Origin of the sequence: Stenotrophomonas maltophilia group sp. Smal17, from assembly GCF_030237045.1 — a bacterium.
In the GTDB taxonomy this organism is placed as follows: Bacteria; Pseudomonadota; Gammaproteobacteria; order Xanthomonadales; family Xanthomonadaceae; genus Stenotrophomonas; species Stenotrophomonas forensis.
This window is the reverse complement of record NZ_JASJSU010000056.1, coordinates 11,626-25,584: the sequence shown is the minus strand read 5'-3', so window position 1 is coordinate 25,584 and position 13,959 is coordinate 11,626. Positions and strand designations below refer to the sequence as shown.

The following is a 13,959-nucleotide window of genomic DNA, read 5'->3' as shown; positions in this document are numbered from 1 at the left end:
CCCCTGCAAGCCCCACCCGCCCGACCCCGGACAGATCGCGCGCGTGCCAGCCGCGAAGGGGTTACGGGGTAGGGCAAAAACAAGAGCAACGTCGTCCACGCGCGGCGTGGATCTACCGTGGCACCTGCCTTGTAGAGGCGAGCCATGCTCGACTGCGAGCATCACCCCAGCATCTCCAGCCCCCGCACTTCGGTGATGCCCAACCCCGGCACGTCGCTGATGCTGATCTCCGATTCGTTGAAATGTACGCCGCCACTGACCGGATCGAACTGGCCCAGCGACGGGCCGTCCAGATCGACCTTGGTGATCACATCGCTCTTGGCCACCGCCAGGTGCACCGCTGCGGCCACGCTGATGCTCGACTCAATCATGCAGCCGATCATGCACGGCACACCGTAGATGCCGGCGATGTCGGCAATGCGGATCGCATTGGACAGGCCGCCGGTCTTCATCAGCTTGATGTTGATGATGTCCGCTGCGCGCTGCTGGATCAGGTCCATCACCTGGCTTGGGCTGAACACACTCTCGTCGGCCATCACCGGCGTGTTGACGCGGTCGGTGACGTACTTCAGGCCGCTGATGTCGGCGGCCTTCACCGGTTGCTCCAGTAGTTCCAGTACCACGCCGGCTTCTTCCAGCGTACGCATCGCATGCACCGCCTGCTTGGCGGTCCAGCCCTGGTTGGCATCCAGCCGCAACAACGCGCGGCCTTCCACCGCGGCGTGGATCGCCTTGACCCGCTCGATGTCCAGACCGATGTCCTTGCCGACCTTGATCTTCAGCGACTCGAAGCCGCGTTCGATCGCCGACAACGAGTCGGCCACCATCTTGTCGATGTAGTCCACGCTGATAGTGATGTCGGTGGTGATCACCGGGTCGCCGCCGCCAAGCATCTGGTACAACGGCGCGCCATGCAGCTGCGCCCACAGGTCGTACAGCGCGATTTCCACCGCGGCCTTGGCGCTGGTGTTGCGCTCCATCGCGCTCTGCACCAGCCCGCACAGGCGGTTGAGGTTGGCCACCTCCTGGCCGATCAGGCGCGGCGCGATGAAGTGGCGGATCGCTTCGATGATCGAGCCATGGGTATCGCCGGTGATCACTGCCGTGGCCGGCGCTTCGCCATAACCGGTGTGGCCGGTGTCAGTGCGGATCAGCACCACCACGTCCTCCACGGTCTCCACCGTGCGCAGGGCGGTCTTGAACGGCGTCTTCAGCGGCACGCGCAGCATGCCCAGTTCGATGGCGGTGATCTTCATTCAGGGAGTCTTGGCTCGCAGGCGCTGGATGTTGGTGATGCGGTCGATGTAGCGGACGCTGTCGCTGGCCATCATCGGCTCCAGCGGCGTGACCGAAACACCATTGAGATGGGCCTGCACACGTTTGCCGTCGGCACCGAACCAGCTGCCGCCTGCCGTATCGTGGATGACCCAGGTGCGGCCGTCGACGTGGCCGATGGCCATCATCACGTGGCCGGGGATGTAGACCAGGTCGCCCACCTGCAGACCGGTGACAGCGCGGTCGCGCACCGTCTTGCCGTCCTTGCTGGTGAACGGCAGGCGGTCCAACGCCGGGCTGACCGCCTGCGCGCTGGTATTGCGCGGCAGCAGCACGCCGAAGCTGCGGTAGATCTCGGACACGAAACCGCTGCAGTCGCGGGTGTCGTAGTCGTGGCCCCAGCCGTAGCGCTCGCCGAGGAATTTGAAGGCCTGTTGCAGCAGCAGGCGCGGGGTCAGCGGCAGGTAGTCGGCGGCGGTGTCCTGCGAGCGCGGCAGCAGCGCAGGGACCAGTTTCAGGCGACCATCGGCCTCGCGTACCGGCAACTGCACCACCCACGAGGCATGCGCTTGTTGCCCGTTTACCGGCGTAGCAGCGGGCCAGTCGGCCAGCACCGGCAGGCGCACGCCCATGTCCAGCTGCAGGCGCGACACGCGCGGTTCTTCCGGGGTGTAGGCGGTCTGCGCGGTGGCGCCGGTGATGATGCGGTAGGGCCCCTTTGCGCCGTAGCCGAGTACCGTGGCCTTGTCACCACTGGCAATCGCGTCGGCCTCGACCCACGCGCTGTAGCGCTCGCTGTGCACGAACAGCCAGCGGCCATCGGCACTGCGATGCACTACGGCGACCTTGTTGCCGGGGAACAGCGCCGATTCCTGGAAGCGGTCGATGTCGGTGTCACCGACGCTGCTGAAAACGCGCTCGCGGGTGGGGAAGGTGCGCAGCGCTGCACGCTTCACCACCAGCCCATACTGCAGCGCTACCTGCGCGGGAATCGCCTCCAGCCCGAGGTTGGCTTCGATCGCGCTGCGCAATGCCGGTGTGATGGGCTGGCCCTTGTCGTTGTAGAGGGCGCGCGTGGGCCAGCTCGACAGTGCGGTGATGCTGTCGCGCACCGCGGTTGCATCCAGCTGCGCGGGCAGCAAAGCGACGTCCTGGATGTGGCTGTCCTGCGCCCGCATCCGTGCGTTCTGCGCGTCGATCTGCGCGCGGTCGAGGATCGGCGCATCGGCATTGTCCAGGCGTGCGGCCCAGTACTGCGGGGTCAGGAACGCCTCGTGCAGGCCGATCACATAGGGCAGTGGTGCGCCGGGATCGGGTGCCGGAGTGGTCTGCGCAAAGGCGGGCGCCGCCAGCAGGCACAGCGCCAGGGTCAAGCGGCGCGGCCAATGCCGGTGCCGTTCGCGGGAAGCCAGGATCATGCGCTGCACACCCTCCTCGAATGCCTGTTGGAATATTTATTCCTTTCGGCTTCGAAATCAAGAATAAATTATTGACCGGCATCCCGGCCCGTGTTACACAGCCGTTACCACCCGCGCTGGGGAAGTGTCGCTGTGGATCCTGCCGTTCGCAAACCGCGTCTGACTGCTGCTGCCGGCCTGTGTGCCGCGCTGCTGCTGTGGGCGTGGTCGGCGGGCGCGGAGCCGCTGCCCTCGGCCATCCAGTTTGCGCGGGTCGTGCAGATGATCGACGTGGGACGGTTCTCCGAAGCCCATGGCGAGCTGAATACCTGGTCGGCGGCCGACGCGGCGGAACCGGGCGTCAGTTTCGATGACATCGCGTTCCAGGAAGAACGCATGCGCCGCATCCGCCTGGATTTTTCCCTCGACGAAGCCGCCGCCAAGGCTGCCGTGCGGCGCTGGATTCCCGACCTGACCGACGAGGAATTCGCGCGCTGGGATCAGCTCGGCCTGATCGAGCACCTCGATATCGATGGCACGCGCTGGTACTTCAAGCGCGCACCGTCGAACCTGTTCCTGCTCAGCGATGAAGCGCGTGCACGCCGTCGCGCGGATGCGCCGATGCCGGCGCCGGGCCCGAACGAAGTGCTCAACGCGTACCACGCGCGCGTGCTGGCCGCGGCCGAACAGAGCGGCAAGGCCTCTGTGCTGCCGCAGCGCATCGAATTCTCCCAGTCGCTCACGGTGAAAGCCGATGCGGTGCCGGCCGGCGAGACCGTGCGCGCATGGATTCCATACCCGCGTGAGATTCCCGGCCAGCAGGAACAGGTGCAGTGGCTGGGCAGTACGCCGGGCAAGGCACGCGTGGCTCCGGCAAGCACGCTGCAGCGCACCGCCTACCTGGAAGCCAGGGCCGTAGCCGGCAAGCCGACCCGCTTCGAGATCCGCTACGCGGTCACGATCTTCGCCCGGCATACCGCGATTGATCCGGCCAAGGTGCAGCCGACACCGGTCGAACCAGCGCTGCAACCCTACCTGTCCGAGCAGCTGCCACATGTGCGCTTCACTCCCGCACTGAAGCTGTTCTCCGACCAGGTGCTGCAGGGTGAGACGCGGCCGTATGAAGTGGTGCGCAAGCTGTTCGCTGCGGTGGATCGCGTTCCGTGGGCCGGTGCGCGCGAATATTCCACGATCAGCAATCTCAGCGATTACGCGTTGCGTGCCGGCCATGCCGACTGCGGTCAGCAGACGCTGCTGTTGATCACGCTGCTGCGCATGAACGGCATTCCCGCGCGCTGGCAGTCGGGCATGGTGTTCTCCGACGATGGCAGCGGCTACAACAACCTGCACGACTGGGGGCAGGTCTACCTGGCGCCCTATGGCTGGCTGCCGATGGACGTGACCACCGGCGCACTGGCCAGCGACGTGCCGGCCCTGCGCGACTTCTACCTGGGTGGCCTGGACGGCTACCGCATCGCCTTCAACGATGATTTCGGCCAGCCCTTGGTGCCGGCCAAACAGCACTTCCGCTCGGAAACGGTCGACTCGCAGCGCGGCGAGGCCGAGTGGGCAGGCGGCAACCTGTACTTCGACCAATGGAGCTACGACTTCCAGTGGCGGGTACTGCCAGCCAGGCAACGCTAGCGCGACACATCACACTCCACACCATTCAATTCTTGCAGGAGAGAGCAGGGGATGAAGGCTTACAATATTAAGCGGGCGGCGTTGTGCGTCGCCCTCGGGGCGTGTCTGGGCGTAGTGCTGCCCGGCATCGCGATGGCACAGAATGTGACGGGTGCAGTCGCCGGACGCGCGACCGCTGGTGACCAGGTCACCGTGGTCAGCAGCAGCACCGGCCTGACTCGCACCGTCAACGTCGGTAGCGACGGCAGCTACCGCCTGGGCCAGTTGCCGGTGGGTGACTACCAGTTGCAGCTCAGCCGCGACGGCCAGAAGCTGGGCGATCAGGTTGCCGTCAGCGTTGCTGTCGGCGGTACCACCACGGTCAATCTGGCCAGTGGTGGTGGCGTGACCAATCTTGATGCATTGCAGGTGGTCGGCACCCGCGTGGTCAATCGCGTGGATGTCTACTCCACTGAAACCTCCTTCAACATCAACCGGCAGGAAATCTCGCGGCTGCCGGTGGCTCAGGATCTGTCGGCCGTTGCGCTGATGGCGCCAGGCGTGGTGGGCGGCAACTCGTCGTTCGGTGGCCTGTCGTTCGCCGGTTCATCGGTGGCCGAGAATGCGGTCTTCATCAACGGCCTGAACGTCACTGACATGTATACCCGTCGTGGCTTCAGCACGGCGCCATTCGCGTTCTTCAACGAGTTCCAGGTCAAGACCGGTGGCTACTCGGTCGAGTTCGGCCGCTCCACCGGCGGCGTGATCAATGCCGTGACCCGCTCGGGCAGCAATGACTTCGAAGGCGGCGTGGAAGTCACCGCCGAGCCCAGCGCATGGCGTGCCAGCGGCGGGGATCATTTCCACCGCGATGGCACTCCCCACTCCTATGGCAGCCGTGACAACAACTCGTTCCTGAAGACCAACGTCTGGGGTTCGGGGCCGATCATCAAGGACAAGCTGTTCCTGTTCGCGATGTACGAAGACCGCAGCGACAAGGGGCACAACACCTCGTCCGATGGCAGCACCTGGTTCAAGAACGACTCGGGCAACGGCTTCTGGGGCACCAAGCTGGACTGGAACATCAACGACAACCATAGCCTGGCGCTGCTGGCGTTCTCCGACGAAGGAGACGTCACCAATGCGTCGTATGGCTACAACTGGAACGCCGACCGGCTCGGCGCCTGGGGCGGCGACTCGGTCACCGAGACCGGCGGCCGCAACTGGTCGGCCACCTACACCGGCCACTTCGGCCAGAACTTCACCGCACGCGCCATGGTGGGCCAGAACAACCAGCGCGCGTTCACCAACTCGTCGCTGGACCAGGCCTGCAGTCCGGTGTTCACCGATAGCACCTACGGCCCGCGCCTGGGCAAGCTGCAGGGGCTGCGCGCCGGCTGCCATCCCACCGGCACGGCGGTGGCCGAACGCGATGACACCCGTGACGTGGCGCGCCTGGACTTCGAATGGCAGCTGGGCGACCACCTGTTGCGCTTCGGCGTGGACCGCGAGTTGATGACCACCAAGCAGTCCACCCGCTACCCGGGCCCCACCGAGCTGAGCTATACCGCTTACGTGGCGCGACCCGGCGACGAAGTGTGGGACGGCGCCAACGCCTTCGTGCCGGCGGGGGTCACCGAAATGCTGCGCGCGCGCAACCGCAAGTCCGGTGGCACCTTCGAGACCGAGGCCAATGCCTTCTACCTGGAAGACATCTGGAACATCACGCCGAATCTGATGCTGAACCTCGGCGTGCGCTGGGACCGCTTTGAAAACCGCACCGCTGCCGGCAAGGCGTTCATCAAGATGGACGACCTGATCGCACCGCGCGTCGGCTTCTCCTGGGACATGCGCGGCGATGGCAGCACCAAGCTGTTCGGCAACGCCGGTCGCTACTACCTGCCAGTCACCAACAACATCAACGTGAACTTCGCCGGTGGCCTGACCGACGAGTACAGTTACTACGTGCTCAACGGCTGGGAGCAGAAGACCTCGCCAACCGGCTCGCCGTACATGGCGCCGATCATCGGCCAGCAGATCGGGCCGACAGACACGCGCATGAACACCGGCGGTGCCGACCTGCGCCAGAGCGTGGACCGCGACCTGAAGGCGGTCTACCAGGACGAGTACATCCTGGGCTTCCAGAACATGATCAACCAGGCCTGGTCGTGGGGCGTCAACGCCACCTATCGGCGCATGACCCGTGCGCTGGATGACATCCGCATCAACTACACGCCGTGCGGCCCGACCCCGAGCACGCTGTGGCCGATCGCCAACCCGGGCGAGAGCCTGACGATCTGGGGCGACAAGAGCATCGGCTGCGCCAACGAAGGCTGGATCACCATCGATACCGCCAACAGCGGCTATCGCAAGGGCGGCAGCGGCGAGGTGATCGGTTACTCCAAGCCCAAGCGCACCTACAAGGCACTGGAATTCCAGATTGATCGCGCGTGGGACGAGAAGTGGATGTTCAACGCGTCCTACCTGTGGTCCAAGAGCGAGGGGAACTTCGAAGGGCCGGTGAACTCCGACACCAACTACGGTGATACCGGCATGGTGCAGTTCTGGGATCATCCGGCCACCAACGAGCGCTATGGCGTGCTGTTCAACGACTTCCGCCACCAGTTCAAGCTCCGCGCTGCGTATGCGCTGAACAAGCAGTGGTCGTTCGGCACCACCCTGCAGGTGCAGTCCGGTGGCCCGATCACCGCCTACGGCGTGATGTGGCCGAACGACTCCATCGCCGGCGGCAGCACCTCCAGCGAAGGCAGCGGCGGCGGCACCGGCTGGCTGTGCGTGGCCAATTGTTCGGGCCCCTACAACCAGCGCCAGTTCGAGTACAGCCCGCGCGGCGCGTTTGGTCGCCTGCCGTGGACCTGGACCATGGGCGCCAACGTGACCTGGCGCCTGCCGGTGGAAGGTATCGACCTCAGCGCCCGGTTGTCGGTGTACAACCTGTTCAACAACCAGAAGACCATCAACGTGCACCAGCGCTATGAAGCACAGCCCGGCCAGTACCGCGAGTCGACCTTTGCTACCGGCACACGCTGGCAGGCGCCGCGCTATACCCAGCTGGTGGTGACCTGGAACTTCTGAAGCCAGCGCCGCGTATAGCGTCGAGCGTGCTCGACAAGATGCCGTACGTCCGTCTGAGGAACCTGGTTGAGCACGCCCGACGCGGCCTCTGCGCGGCCGCATTGGCGGTGTTTCCGGCTGCGGCAGCGCAGCCGGTCGGCACCGCATCCATCGATGCCGATGTCGCGGCCGTGGTCCAGCACGAGCATCTGCCCGGGCTGGCCATGGCGGTGGTCGAGCAGGGGCGGGTGGTCTACCGGCACGCCGAAGGCGCGCGCGGCGACGGTGGTCGCATCGACGAGGACACGCTGTTCAAGATCGCCTCCAACAGCAAGGCGATGACCGCGGCGCTGCTGGCGCGGCTGGTGCAGCAGGGCAGGCTGCGCTGGGATGACCCTGTGCAGCGCCATCTGCCGGAGTTCCGCATGCATGACGCATGGGTGGGCCAGCAGATGCAGGTGCGCGACCTGCTGATCCACAACAGCGGCCTCGGCCTGGGTGCGGGCGACCTGATGCTGTGGCCGGAGCCGAACACGTTTACCCGTGCCGACATCATCGCGGGGCTGGCGCACCTGAAGCCGGTCAGCAGCTTCCGCAGCCATTATGCCTACGACAACCTGATGTACGTGGTGGCCGGCGAAGTGGCCGCTGCGGCCGGTGGAAAACCCTATGACCAGCTGATGCGCGAACAGGTGTTCGAGCCATTGGGCATGGCACGCTGCCAAGTGGGGGCGTGGTCGGTGAAACGCGTGGGCAACGTGGCGCAGCCGCATGCCTGGCGCGGCGAACGCAACGAAGTGGTGAACGCCGATGGGGCCATCAGCCCGGACCTGCCCTCGATGGCCGCCGGTGGCATCCGCTGCTCGCTGCGTGACATGACGCGCTGGATGCAGGTGCTGCTGGACCCCGCGCTGGCGCCGGACTGGCTGGGCGCTGAGCAGCGCCGCACGCTGTGGACCCTGCACATGCCGATGCCGCTGGGCGAACGGCAGCGGCGCTGGGACAACGCGCACTTCTACGGCTACGGATACGGCTGGCGGGTGTCGGACATGGACGGGCAGTGGAAGGTGGCGCACACCGGCACGCTGTCGGGCATGTATTCGTCGCTGGCCCTGCTGCCCGACCGCAAGCTGGGTGTGGTGATGCTGATCAACGGCGAGGGCGAGGATGCGCGCACCGCCCTGATGCAGGCCACGCTGAAACGGTTCACCGCCGCGCACGATGCGCGCCCGGCGACGGCCTACCTGGCCGAGCTGAAGGCTGACCAGGCCACGCGGGCGGCAACCGGCCATCAGCGTCCGACGACTTCGGATGCTCGGCAGGCATCGGCTTCCGATCTGCCACGCTGGCAAGGCCGCTACACCGACCCGTGGCTGGGGCCGGCCTCGCTGTGTCCGGGCAAGGACGGGCTGCGTTTCAGCGTGGACAAGTCGCCCAGGTTGCAGGCCACGGTGCTGCAGCTGCAGGGGCGCTGGCTGCTGCGCTGGGATACGCTGGGCGACGAAGCACAGGCGTGGCTGCAACCGGGCGAAGGCCCGTCGCCGACGCTGGACCTGCGCGCCATCGATCCGGACATCGACTTCAGCTATGACTTCCAGGACCTGCATTTCACTCGTACTGGCGACTGCGCTGGCCGCGACCGCCAGCGCCGCTGAGCCACCGCGCGTTTCAGCGGCCACCGATGCAGCCAGCGCCGGACTGGTGGAGATCCGCACGCTGTCGCCACACATCGACATGGATATCCGCTACGCCGGCGCCAACAACTTCACCGGCGCGCCGGTACCCGGCTACGAGGCGCCTTCCTGCTATCTGCTGGCACCAGTGGCGAAGGCACTGGCCCAGGTGGAGCAGGATCTGCGCGCAGACGGATGGGGCCTGCGGATCTACGACTGCTATCGACCGGTGCGCTCGGTGCAGGCCTTCATGGCCTGGGTGAACGACCCGCGCGAGCTTTCGCGCAAGGCATTGCAGTACCCGGACCTGGACAAGCCGCGCCTGCTGGCCGACGGCTACATCGCCGAGCGTTCCGGCCACAGCCGCGGTGCCACCGTCGACCTCGGCCTGCTGGATTGCCGCAGCGGTACCTGCACGCCGCTGGACATGGGGACGGATTTCGATTTCTTCGGCCCGCGTGCGCATACGCAGGCGAGCGGGTTGAGCGACGTGCAGCAGGTAAATCGACAGCAGCTGGTGCGCGCGATGGCCCGGCGCGGTTTCGTGAATTACCCGCAGGAGTGGTGGCATTACACGCTGCAGCCCGAACCGGACCCCGGCACCGCCTACGACGTCCCCGTACGGTAGGGGCATCGGCAGAGGGTCGCTGCTGTTGGTAGGTGTCGACCTTGGTCGACACGGTAGATCCACGTCATGCCTGGATGCTTTTCGTTTGATCATCGAGATACTCGATTTCGATGGAGATTCATCCACGCATGGCGTGGATCTACCACCAACCGTCATCAGGAATCTGTCGGGGGTGGGGCGGTGTGGGTGTGCAGGACCGTTGGCGCCATGGATGGCGCCATCGAGCCCCCATGGATGGGTTTACGGCGTGTCCTGCCCACCCACATCGTCCCGCCAAACCGTCAGCAGTCCAGAGCCGCACTGGCTTCGGCCGTTGCTTGAAGCCTCCGCGGGTGCAGGGTGCAACCCTGCCGATACCCTTACACTGACCGCCTTTCCACCGCTGCCCACCCGATGAACCTTCCCCTGCACTTCGGCCTGCTCGGCACCCTGGAAGCTGGCGCCATCGCCCTGCTGGTCGGCCTGCTGGTGTACTTCCTGTGGTCGCGCCTGTGCCGGCTGCTGCACTGGTCGGTGGGCCATGCGATCGGTTGGGCGTGCGTCATCTCGGTGGTGATCTCCACCGGCATCGATGCATGGAAGCTGTTCTACATGGGCATCGTGCGGCTGGAGTCGCCGCTGTATGCGCGCCTGTTCCTGTCCACCATCCACGATCCGAACGAACTGGGCAGCCGCGTGGTGCTGGAAATCGCCGGTGCGCTGGCCGGTGTCGCCTTGGGATGGGTGATGTTCAGTTCGCGGTCATTGGAAAAAACCGTCGACTGACGCAGGTTTTTCGTTGCCTGCCGGTTAAATCCTGCTGCGCTGAATGCGCAGCTTATGAGCCGCTCACTCCGCCCTAACCAGCGTGCTAATGCATGCGCGCGGGCCAGTGGTTAATCGTGCGTGTGCACGCAGGTCGCACCGCAAAATCGATTCAGAAACACGGTGGCAGGGTAGGTGCCGTGCGGAGACAACACGCCGCGCAACACCACCCAATCGGTAGGAGACACCCCTGATGACTATTCGCAACCGCAAGCCCCTGATCGCCCTGATCGTCGCCGCCGGCAGCGTGCTGGCCATCCCGGCGATGGCCCAGTCGGCCAAGCAGCAGGCCGCGCAGGCGCAGAACGAAGCCGCGCAGGCCCAGCAGGCGGCGGCACAGGCCGGGCAGGCGGCTGACCAGGCCACCAACGCGGCCGCAGCGGCCTCGGCACAGGCCAATGGCGGTGGCCAGACCTGGGCCAGCATCGACACCGATGGCAACGGCACCATCAGCAAGAGCGAGGCACAGGTGAACGCCGGCCTCGCCCAGGTGTTCGACCAGGCCGATACCAACAAGGACGGCGAGCTGAGTGCCGATGAGTACAAGGCCTACGTGGCCGCCCAGCAGGCCGGCGCAGGTGCCGGCGCGGCGCAGGGCCGCTGATCCACACCTGATTCGGGAAAACCGGTGCATGGGGACCCGGGCGGCTACGGCCGCCCGGGTTTTTCCCGTCTGTCGGGCCGCTGTATCCTTGGCGGATGAATACCCCCACGCCTGCGCCGTCGCGCGCCATCGGCCTGGTTGGTTTTGACGGTGATGACACGCTGTGGAAGAGCGAGGACTACTACCGCAAGGCCGAGCAGGATTACCTGGACCTGCTGTCGCGCTATGTCGACGTGCACGACACCCAGACCGCCCGCCACCTGCTGGAAGTGCAGCAGCGCAACCTGGCCGTGTTCGGCTATGGCGTGAAGGGCATGGTGCTGTCGATGATCGAAGCGGCCATCGACATCACCGGCCAGCGCATCGATGCCAAGGACATCCAGCGCATGCTGGACATCGGCCATGACACCCTGCGCCACCCGGTCGAGCTGATCGACGGCGTGCGCGCATCGGTGGCGGCCATTGCCGAACAGTACCCGGTGGTGCTGATCACCAAGGGCGATCTGTTCCACCAGGAAGCCAAGATCAAGGTGGCCAACCTGCGCGAGCTGTTCCCGCGCATCGAGATCGTCTCGGAAAAGGACCCGGAGACCTACGCGCGCGTGCTGGCCGAGTTCGACCTGCCGATGCAGCGCTTCGTGATGGTGGGCAACTCGCTGCGCTCGGATATCGAGCCGGTGGTCACCCTTGGCGGCTGGGGCGTGCATACCCCGTACGCGGTGACCTGGGCCCACGAGACCCAGCACGGCGTGGCCGACGACGAACCGCGCATGGTCACTGCCGATACCGCGCACGATTGGCCGGCCGCGCTGGCGGCGATCGAGGCCAAGGCGGCGGCCTGACAGGGCCGGGCGGCTGCGGCAGAATCGGGGCATGAACGTCCGACTGCGCGCACTGATGCTGTCCCTGCTGCTGGCGCCGGCCACCGTGCTGGCCCAGCAGACCGCCGAGCGCTCGGCGGCCTACGCCGTGGAAACCGGTGACAGTTGGGTGGATGCCCAGCTGCAGGACATCAACCATTACGCCGAACGTTATCCCGACGCCTTCCTCGACGAAGTATCGCGCTATGCCGGCGTGCCGCGCGGCTACATCAGCGCCTTGTTCACCATCCACGGCTGGCAGGCCGGGGATATCTATTTCGCCTGTTTCTGGGCCAAGGCCAGCGACCAGACCTGCCGCGACAGCGTGCGCGCCTTCAGCCAGAACCCGGAGGGCGGCTGGGAGGCGGTGGTCAAGCGCATGCCACGCGCGCCGGACAACCTGCACTACCGTGCGGTGCGCCACGCCATCGTGGCCAGCTACCAGCACTGGGACCGGCCGATCACCCTCGATGCCACCCTGAAGCGCCAGCTGAAGCGGTAGTGCCGGCCGCTGGCCGGCACTACCGATTTCCTTCATGTTGCTCTGCATATCGCCGCCGCCGCGCGCTCCGGCGACAATACGGCTTCGAGCTGTTCCCCGTTCCCGTAATCGAGTGACTGATGAGCGCCTCTTTCGTTTCGCCTGATGTGATCCGCCGCCTGTTCGCCCAGGCCATGTCCCGCATGTACCGCACCGAAGTGCCGCTGTACGGCACGCTGGTGGAACTGGTGGAGCGGATCAACGCGCAGGTGCTGGAGCAGGACCCGGCGCTGGCCGCGCAGCTGCAGCGCAATGACGAGCGCGCGCGCCTGGACGAGGAGCGCCACGGCGCGATCCGCGTCGGCACCGTGCAGGAACTGGCGACGCTGCGCCGCCTGTTCGCGGTGATGGGCATGTTCCCGGTCGGCTATTACGACCTGTCGGTGGCCGGCGTGCCGGTGCACTCCACCGCGTTCCGGCCGCTCACCGGTGCCGCGCTGGCGCAGAACCCGTTCCGCGTGTTCACCTCGCTGCTGCGCCTGGAACTGATCGAAGACGAAGCGCTGCGCGCCGAGTCTGCGCGCATCCTCGAACGCCGCCGTATCTTCACCGAGGGCGCGCTGGCACTGATCGACCAGGCCGAGCGTGACGGTGGCCTGTCGCAGGCCGACGCCGAACGTTTCGTCGAAGAGGCGCTGGAAACCTTCCGCTGGCATGGCGACGCCACCGTCGACCTGCCGACCTACCACGCCCTCAACAAGGCGCACCGCCTGGTGGCCGATGTGGTCAGTTTCCGTGGCCCGCACATCAACCACCTGACCCCGCGCACGCTGGATATCGACGCGGCGCAGGCGGCGATGATCGAGCACGGCATGGCCGCCAAGGCGGTAATCGAGGGCCCGCCGCGCCGCGCCTGCCCGATCCTGCTGCGCCAGACCAGCTTCAAGGCACTGGAAGAAGCGGTGCATTTCCCGGACAGCGAAGGCGGTGATGCCGGCACGCATACCGCGCGTTTCGGCGAGATCGAACAGCGCGGGCTTGCGCTGACCCCGAAGGGCCGCGCGCTGTACGACCAGCTGCTGTCGCAGGCACGCGATGCCGGTGGCGAAGGCAGTACCGGTGGCGACTACGGCCAGCGCCTGCAGGCGGTGTTTGCCAGCTTCCCGGATGACCATGACACGCTGCGCCAGGAAGGCCTGGGCTACTACCGCTACCAGCTGACCGACGCCGGCCGCGCCGCGCCGGAACGCGTGGCCGATCTGCCGGCCGAAGTGCTGGTGGCCACCGGCCTGGCCACCGCCGACCCGATCGTCTACGAGGATTTCCTGCCGGTCAGCGCCGCGGGCATTTTCCAGTCGAACCTGGGCGGTGAAGAACAGCGCGCCTATGCCGCCCACGCCAACCGCGAGGCCTTCGAGCAGGCGCTTGGCGTGGCGGTGAATGACGAGTTCGAGATCTACGAGCGGCTGCAGGCCGAATCGCTGGCGGCGCTGCGTACCGAGTGAAGGTAGAGCCGGCCGCTGGCCGGCTGTTCTGGGG

General features: G+C 66.3%; 11 protein-coding genes. 9 read left to right on the top strand and 2 right to left on the bottom strand.

All coding sequences use genetic code 11. The features are described 5' to 3' along the window. Positions 1 to 161: 161 nt before the first annotated feature. Together QRO93_RS14535 and QRO93_RS14530 are read right to left on the bottom strand one after the other, a co-directional pair. Positions 162 to 1,256, bottom strand: a complete 1,095-nt coding sequence (locus tag QRO93_RS14535; protein WP_164242833.1) for a dipeptide epimerase — start codon at positions 1,254 to 1,256, stop codon at positions 162 to 164. Further along, positions 1,257 to 2,693 carry an SH3 domain-containing protein gene (locus QRO93_RS14530; RefSeq protein ID WP_285304268.1) on the bottom strand — a complete coding sequence of 479 codons (1,437 nt, stop codon included), beginning with the start codon at positions 2,691 to 2,693 and terminating at the stop codon, positions 1,257 to 1,259. Positions 2,694 to 2,825: 132 nt separating this feature from the next. Between QRO93_RS14530 and QRO93_RS14525 the strand changes: the two genes are divergently transcribed. The 9 genes from QRO93_RS14525 (at position 2,826) to QRO93_RS14485 (ending at position 13,925) form a co-directional block, all read left to right on the top strand. Continuing rightward, positions 2,826 to 4,316 (top strand): transglutaminase-like domain-containing protein, encoded by a 1,491-nt coding sequence (locus tag QRO93_RS14525; RefSeq protein ID WP_180879536.1) that lies wholly within the window; start codon positions 2,826 to 2,828, stop codon positions 4,314 to 4,316. A 51-nt stretch (positions 4,317 to 4,367) separates the two neighbouring features. Continuing rightward, the gene (locus QRO93_RS14520) at positions 4,368 to 7,391 is read left to right on the top strand and encodes a TonB-dependent receptor (protein WP_180879534.1); all 3,024 of its coding nucleotides are present in this window, start codon (positions 4,368 to 4,370) and stop codon (positions 7,389 to 7,391) included. A 38-nt stretch (positions 7,392 to 7,429) separates the two neighbouring features. Continuing rightward, positions 7,430 to 9,025, top strand: coding sequence for a serine hydrolase (locus QRO93_RS14515; RefSeq protein WP_180879532.1), 1,596 nt, complete (start codon positions 7,430 to 7,432; stop codon positions 9,023 to 9,025). Continuing rightward, on the top strand, positions 8,958 to 9,671 hold the full coding sequence (locus QRO93_RS14510) for a M15 family metallopeptidase (RefSeq protein WP_180879531.1): 714 nt from the start codon (positions 8,958 to 8,960) through the stop codon (positions 9,669 to 9,671). The genes QRO93_RS14515 and QRO93_RS14510 overlap by 68 nt, the downstream gene beginning before the upstream one ends. 393 nt (positions 9,672 to 10,064) lie before the next feature. Continuing rightward, positions 10,065 to 10,436: a hypothetical protein gene (locus tag QRO93_RS14505; RefSeq protein ID WP_004153927.1), complete on the top strand. Its 372-nt coding sequence runs from the start codon at positions 10,065 to 10,067 to the stop codon at positions 10,434 to 10,436. Positions 10,437 to 10,668: 232 nt separating this feature from the next. Continuing rightward, on the top strand, positions 10,669 to 11,079 hold the full coding sequence (locus QRO93_RS14500; RefSeq protein WP_004153928.1) for an EF-hand domain-containing protein: 411 nt from the start codon (positions 10,669 to 10,671) through the stop codon (positions 11,077 to 11,079). Between the two features lie 95 nt (positions 11,080 to 11,174). Further along, a complete protein-coding gene (locus QRO93_RS14495) occupies positions 11,175 to 11,921 on the top strand; it encodes an HAD family hydrolase (RefSeq protein WP_180879529.1) in 747 nt (248 codons plus the stop codon). 31 nt (positions 11,922 to 11,952) lie between these two features. After that, positions 11,953 to 12,441, top strand: a complete 489-nt coding sequence (locus QRO93_RS14490; RefSeq protein WP_180879527.1) for a hypothetical protein — start codon at positions 11,953 to 11,955, stop codon at positions 12,439 to 12,441. A 119-nt stretch (positions 12,442 to 12,560) separates the two neighbouring features. Then, the gene (locus QRO93_RS14485; protein ID WP_180879525.1) at positions 12,561 to 13,925 is read left to right on the top strand and encodes a VOC family protein; all 1,365 of its coding nucleotides are present in this window, start codon (positions 12,561 to 12,563) and stop codon (positions 13,923 to 13,925) included. The last annotated feature ends 34 nt before the right edge of the window (positions 13,926 to 13,959 follow it).

Excerpts from the sequence above, each read along its gene's own strand:
- QRO93_RS14520 (WP_180879534.1), top strand. The coding sequence starts at position 4,368 with ATGAAGGCTTACAATATTAAGCGGGCGGCGTTGTGCGTCGCCCTCGGG.
- QRO93_RS14505 (WP_004153927.1), top strand. The coding sequence starts at position 10,065 with ATGAACCTTCCCCTGCACTTCGGCCTGCTCGGCACCCTGGAAGCTGGC.
- QRO93_RS14485 (WP_180879525.1), top strand. The coding sequence starts at position 12,561 with ATGAGCGCCTCTTTCGTTTCGCCTGATGTGATCCGCCGCCTGTTCGCC.
- QRO93_RS14490 (WP_180879527.1), top strand. The coding sequence starts at position 11,953 with ATGAACGTCCGACTGCGCGCACTGATGCTGTCCCTGCTGCTGGCGCCG.
- QRO93_RS14515 (WP_180879532.1), top strand. The coding sequence starts at position 7,430 with ATGCCGTACGTCCGTCTGAGGAACCTGGTTGAGCACGCCCGACGCGGC.
- QRO93_RS14500 (WP_004153928.1), top strand. The coding sequence starts at position 10,669 with ATGACTATTCGCAACCGCAAGCCCCTGATCGCCCTGATCGTCGCCGCC.
- QRO93_RS14535 (WP_164242833.1), bottom strand. The coding sequence starts at position 1,256 with ATGAAGATCACCGCCATCGAACTGGGCATGCTGCGCGTGCCGCTGAAG.
- QRO93_RS14530 (WP_285304268.1), bottom strand. The coding sequence starts at position 2,693 with ATGATCCTGGCTTCCCGCGAACGGCACCGGCATTGGCCGCGCCGCTTG.
- QRO93_RS14495 (WP_180879529.1), top strand. The coding sequence starts at position 11,175 with ATGAATACCCCCACGCCTGCGCCGTCGCGCGCCATCGGCCTGGTTGGT.
- QRO93_RS14510 (WP_180879531.1), top strand. The coding sequence starts at position 8,958 with ATGACTTCCAGGACCTGCATTTCACTCGTACTGGCGACTGCGCTGGCC.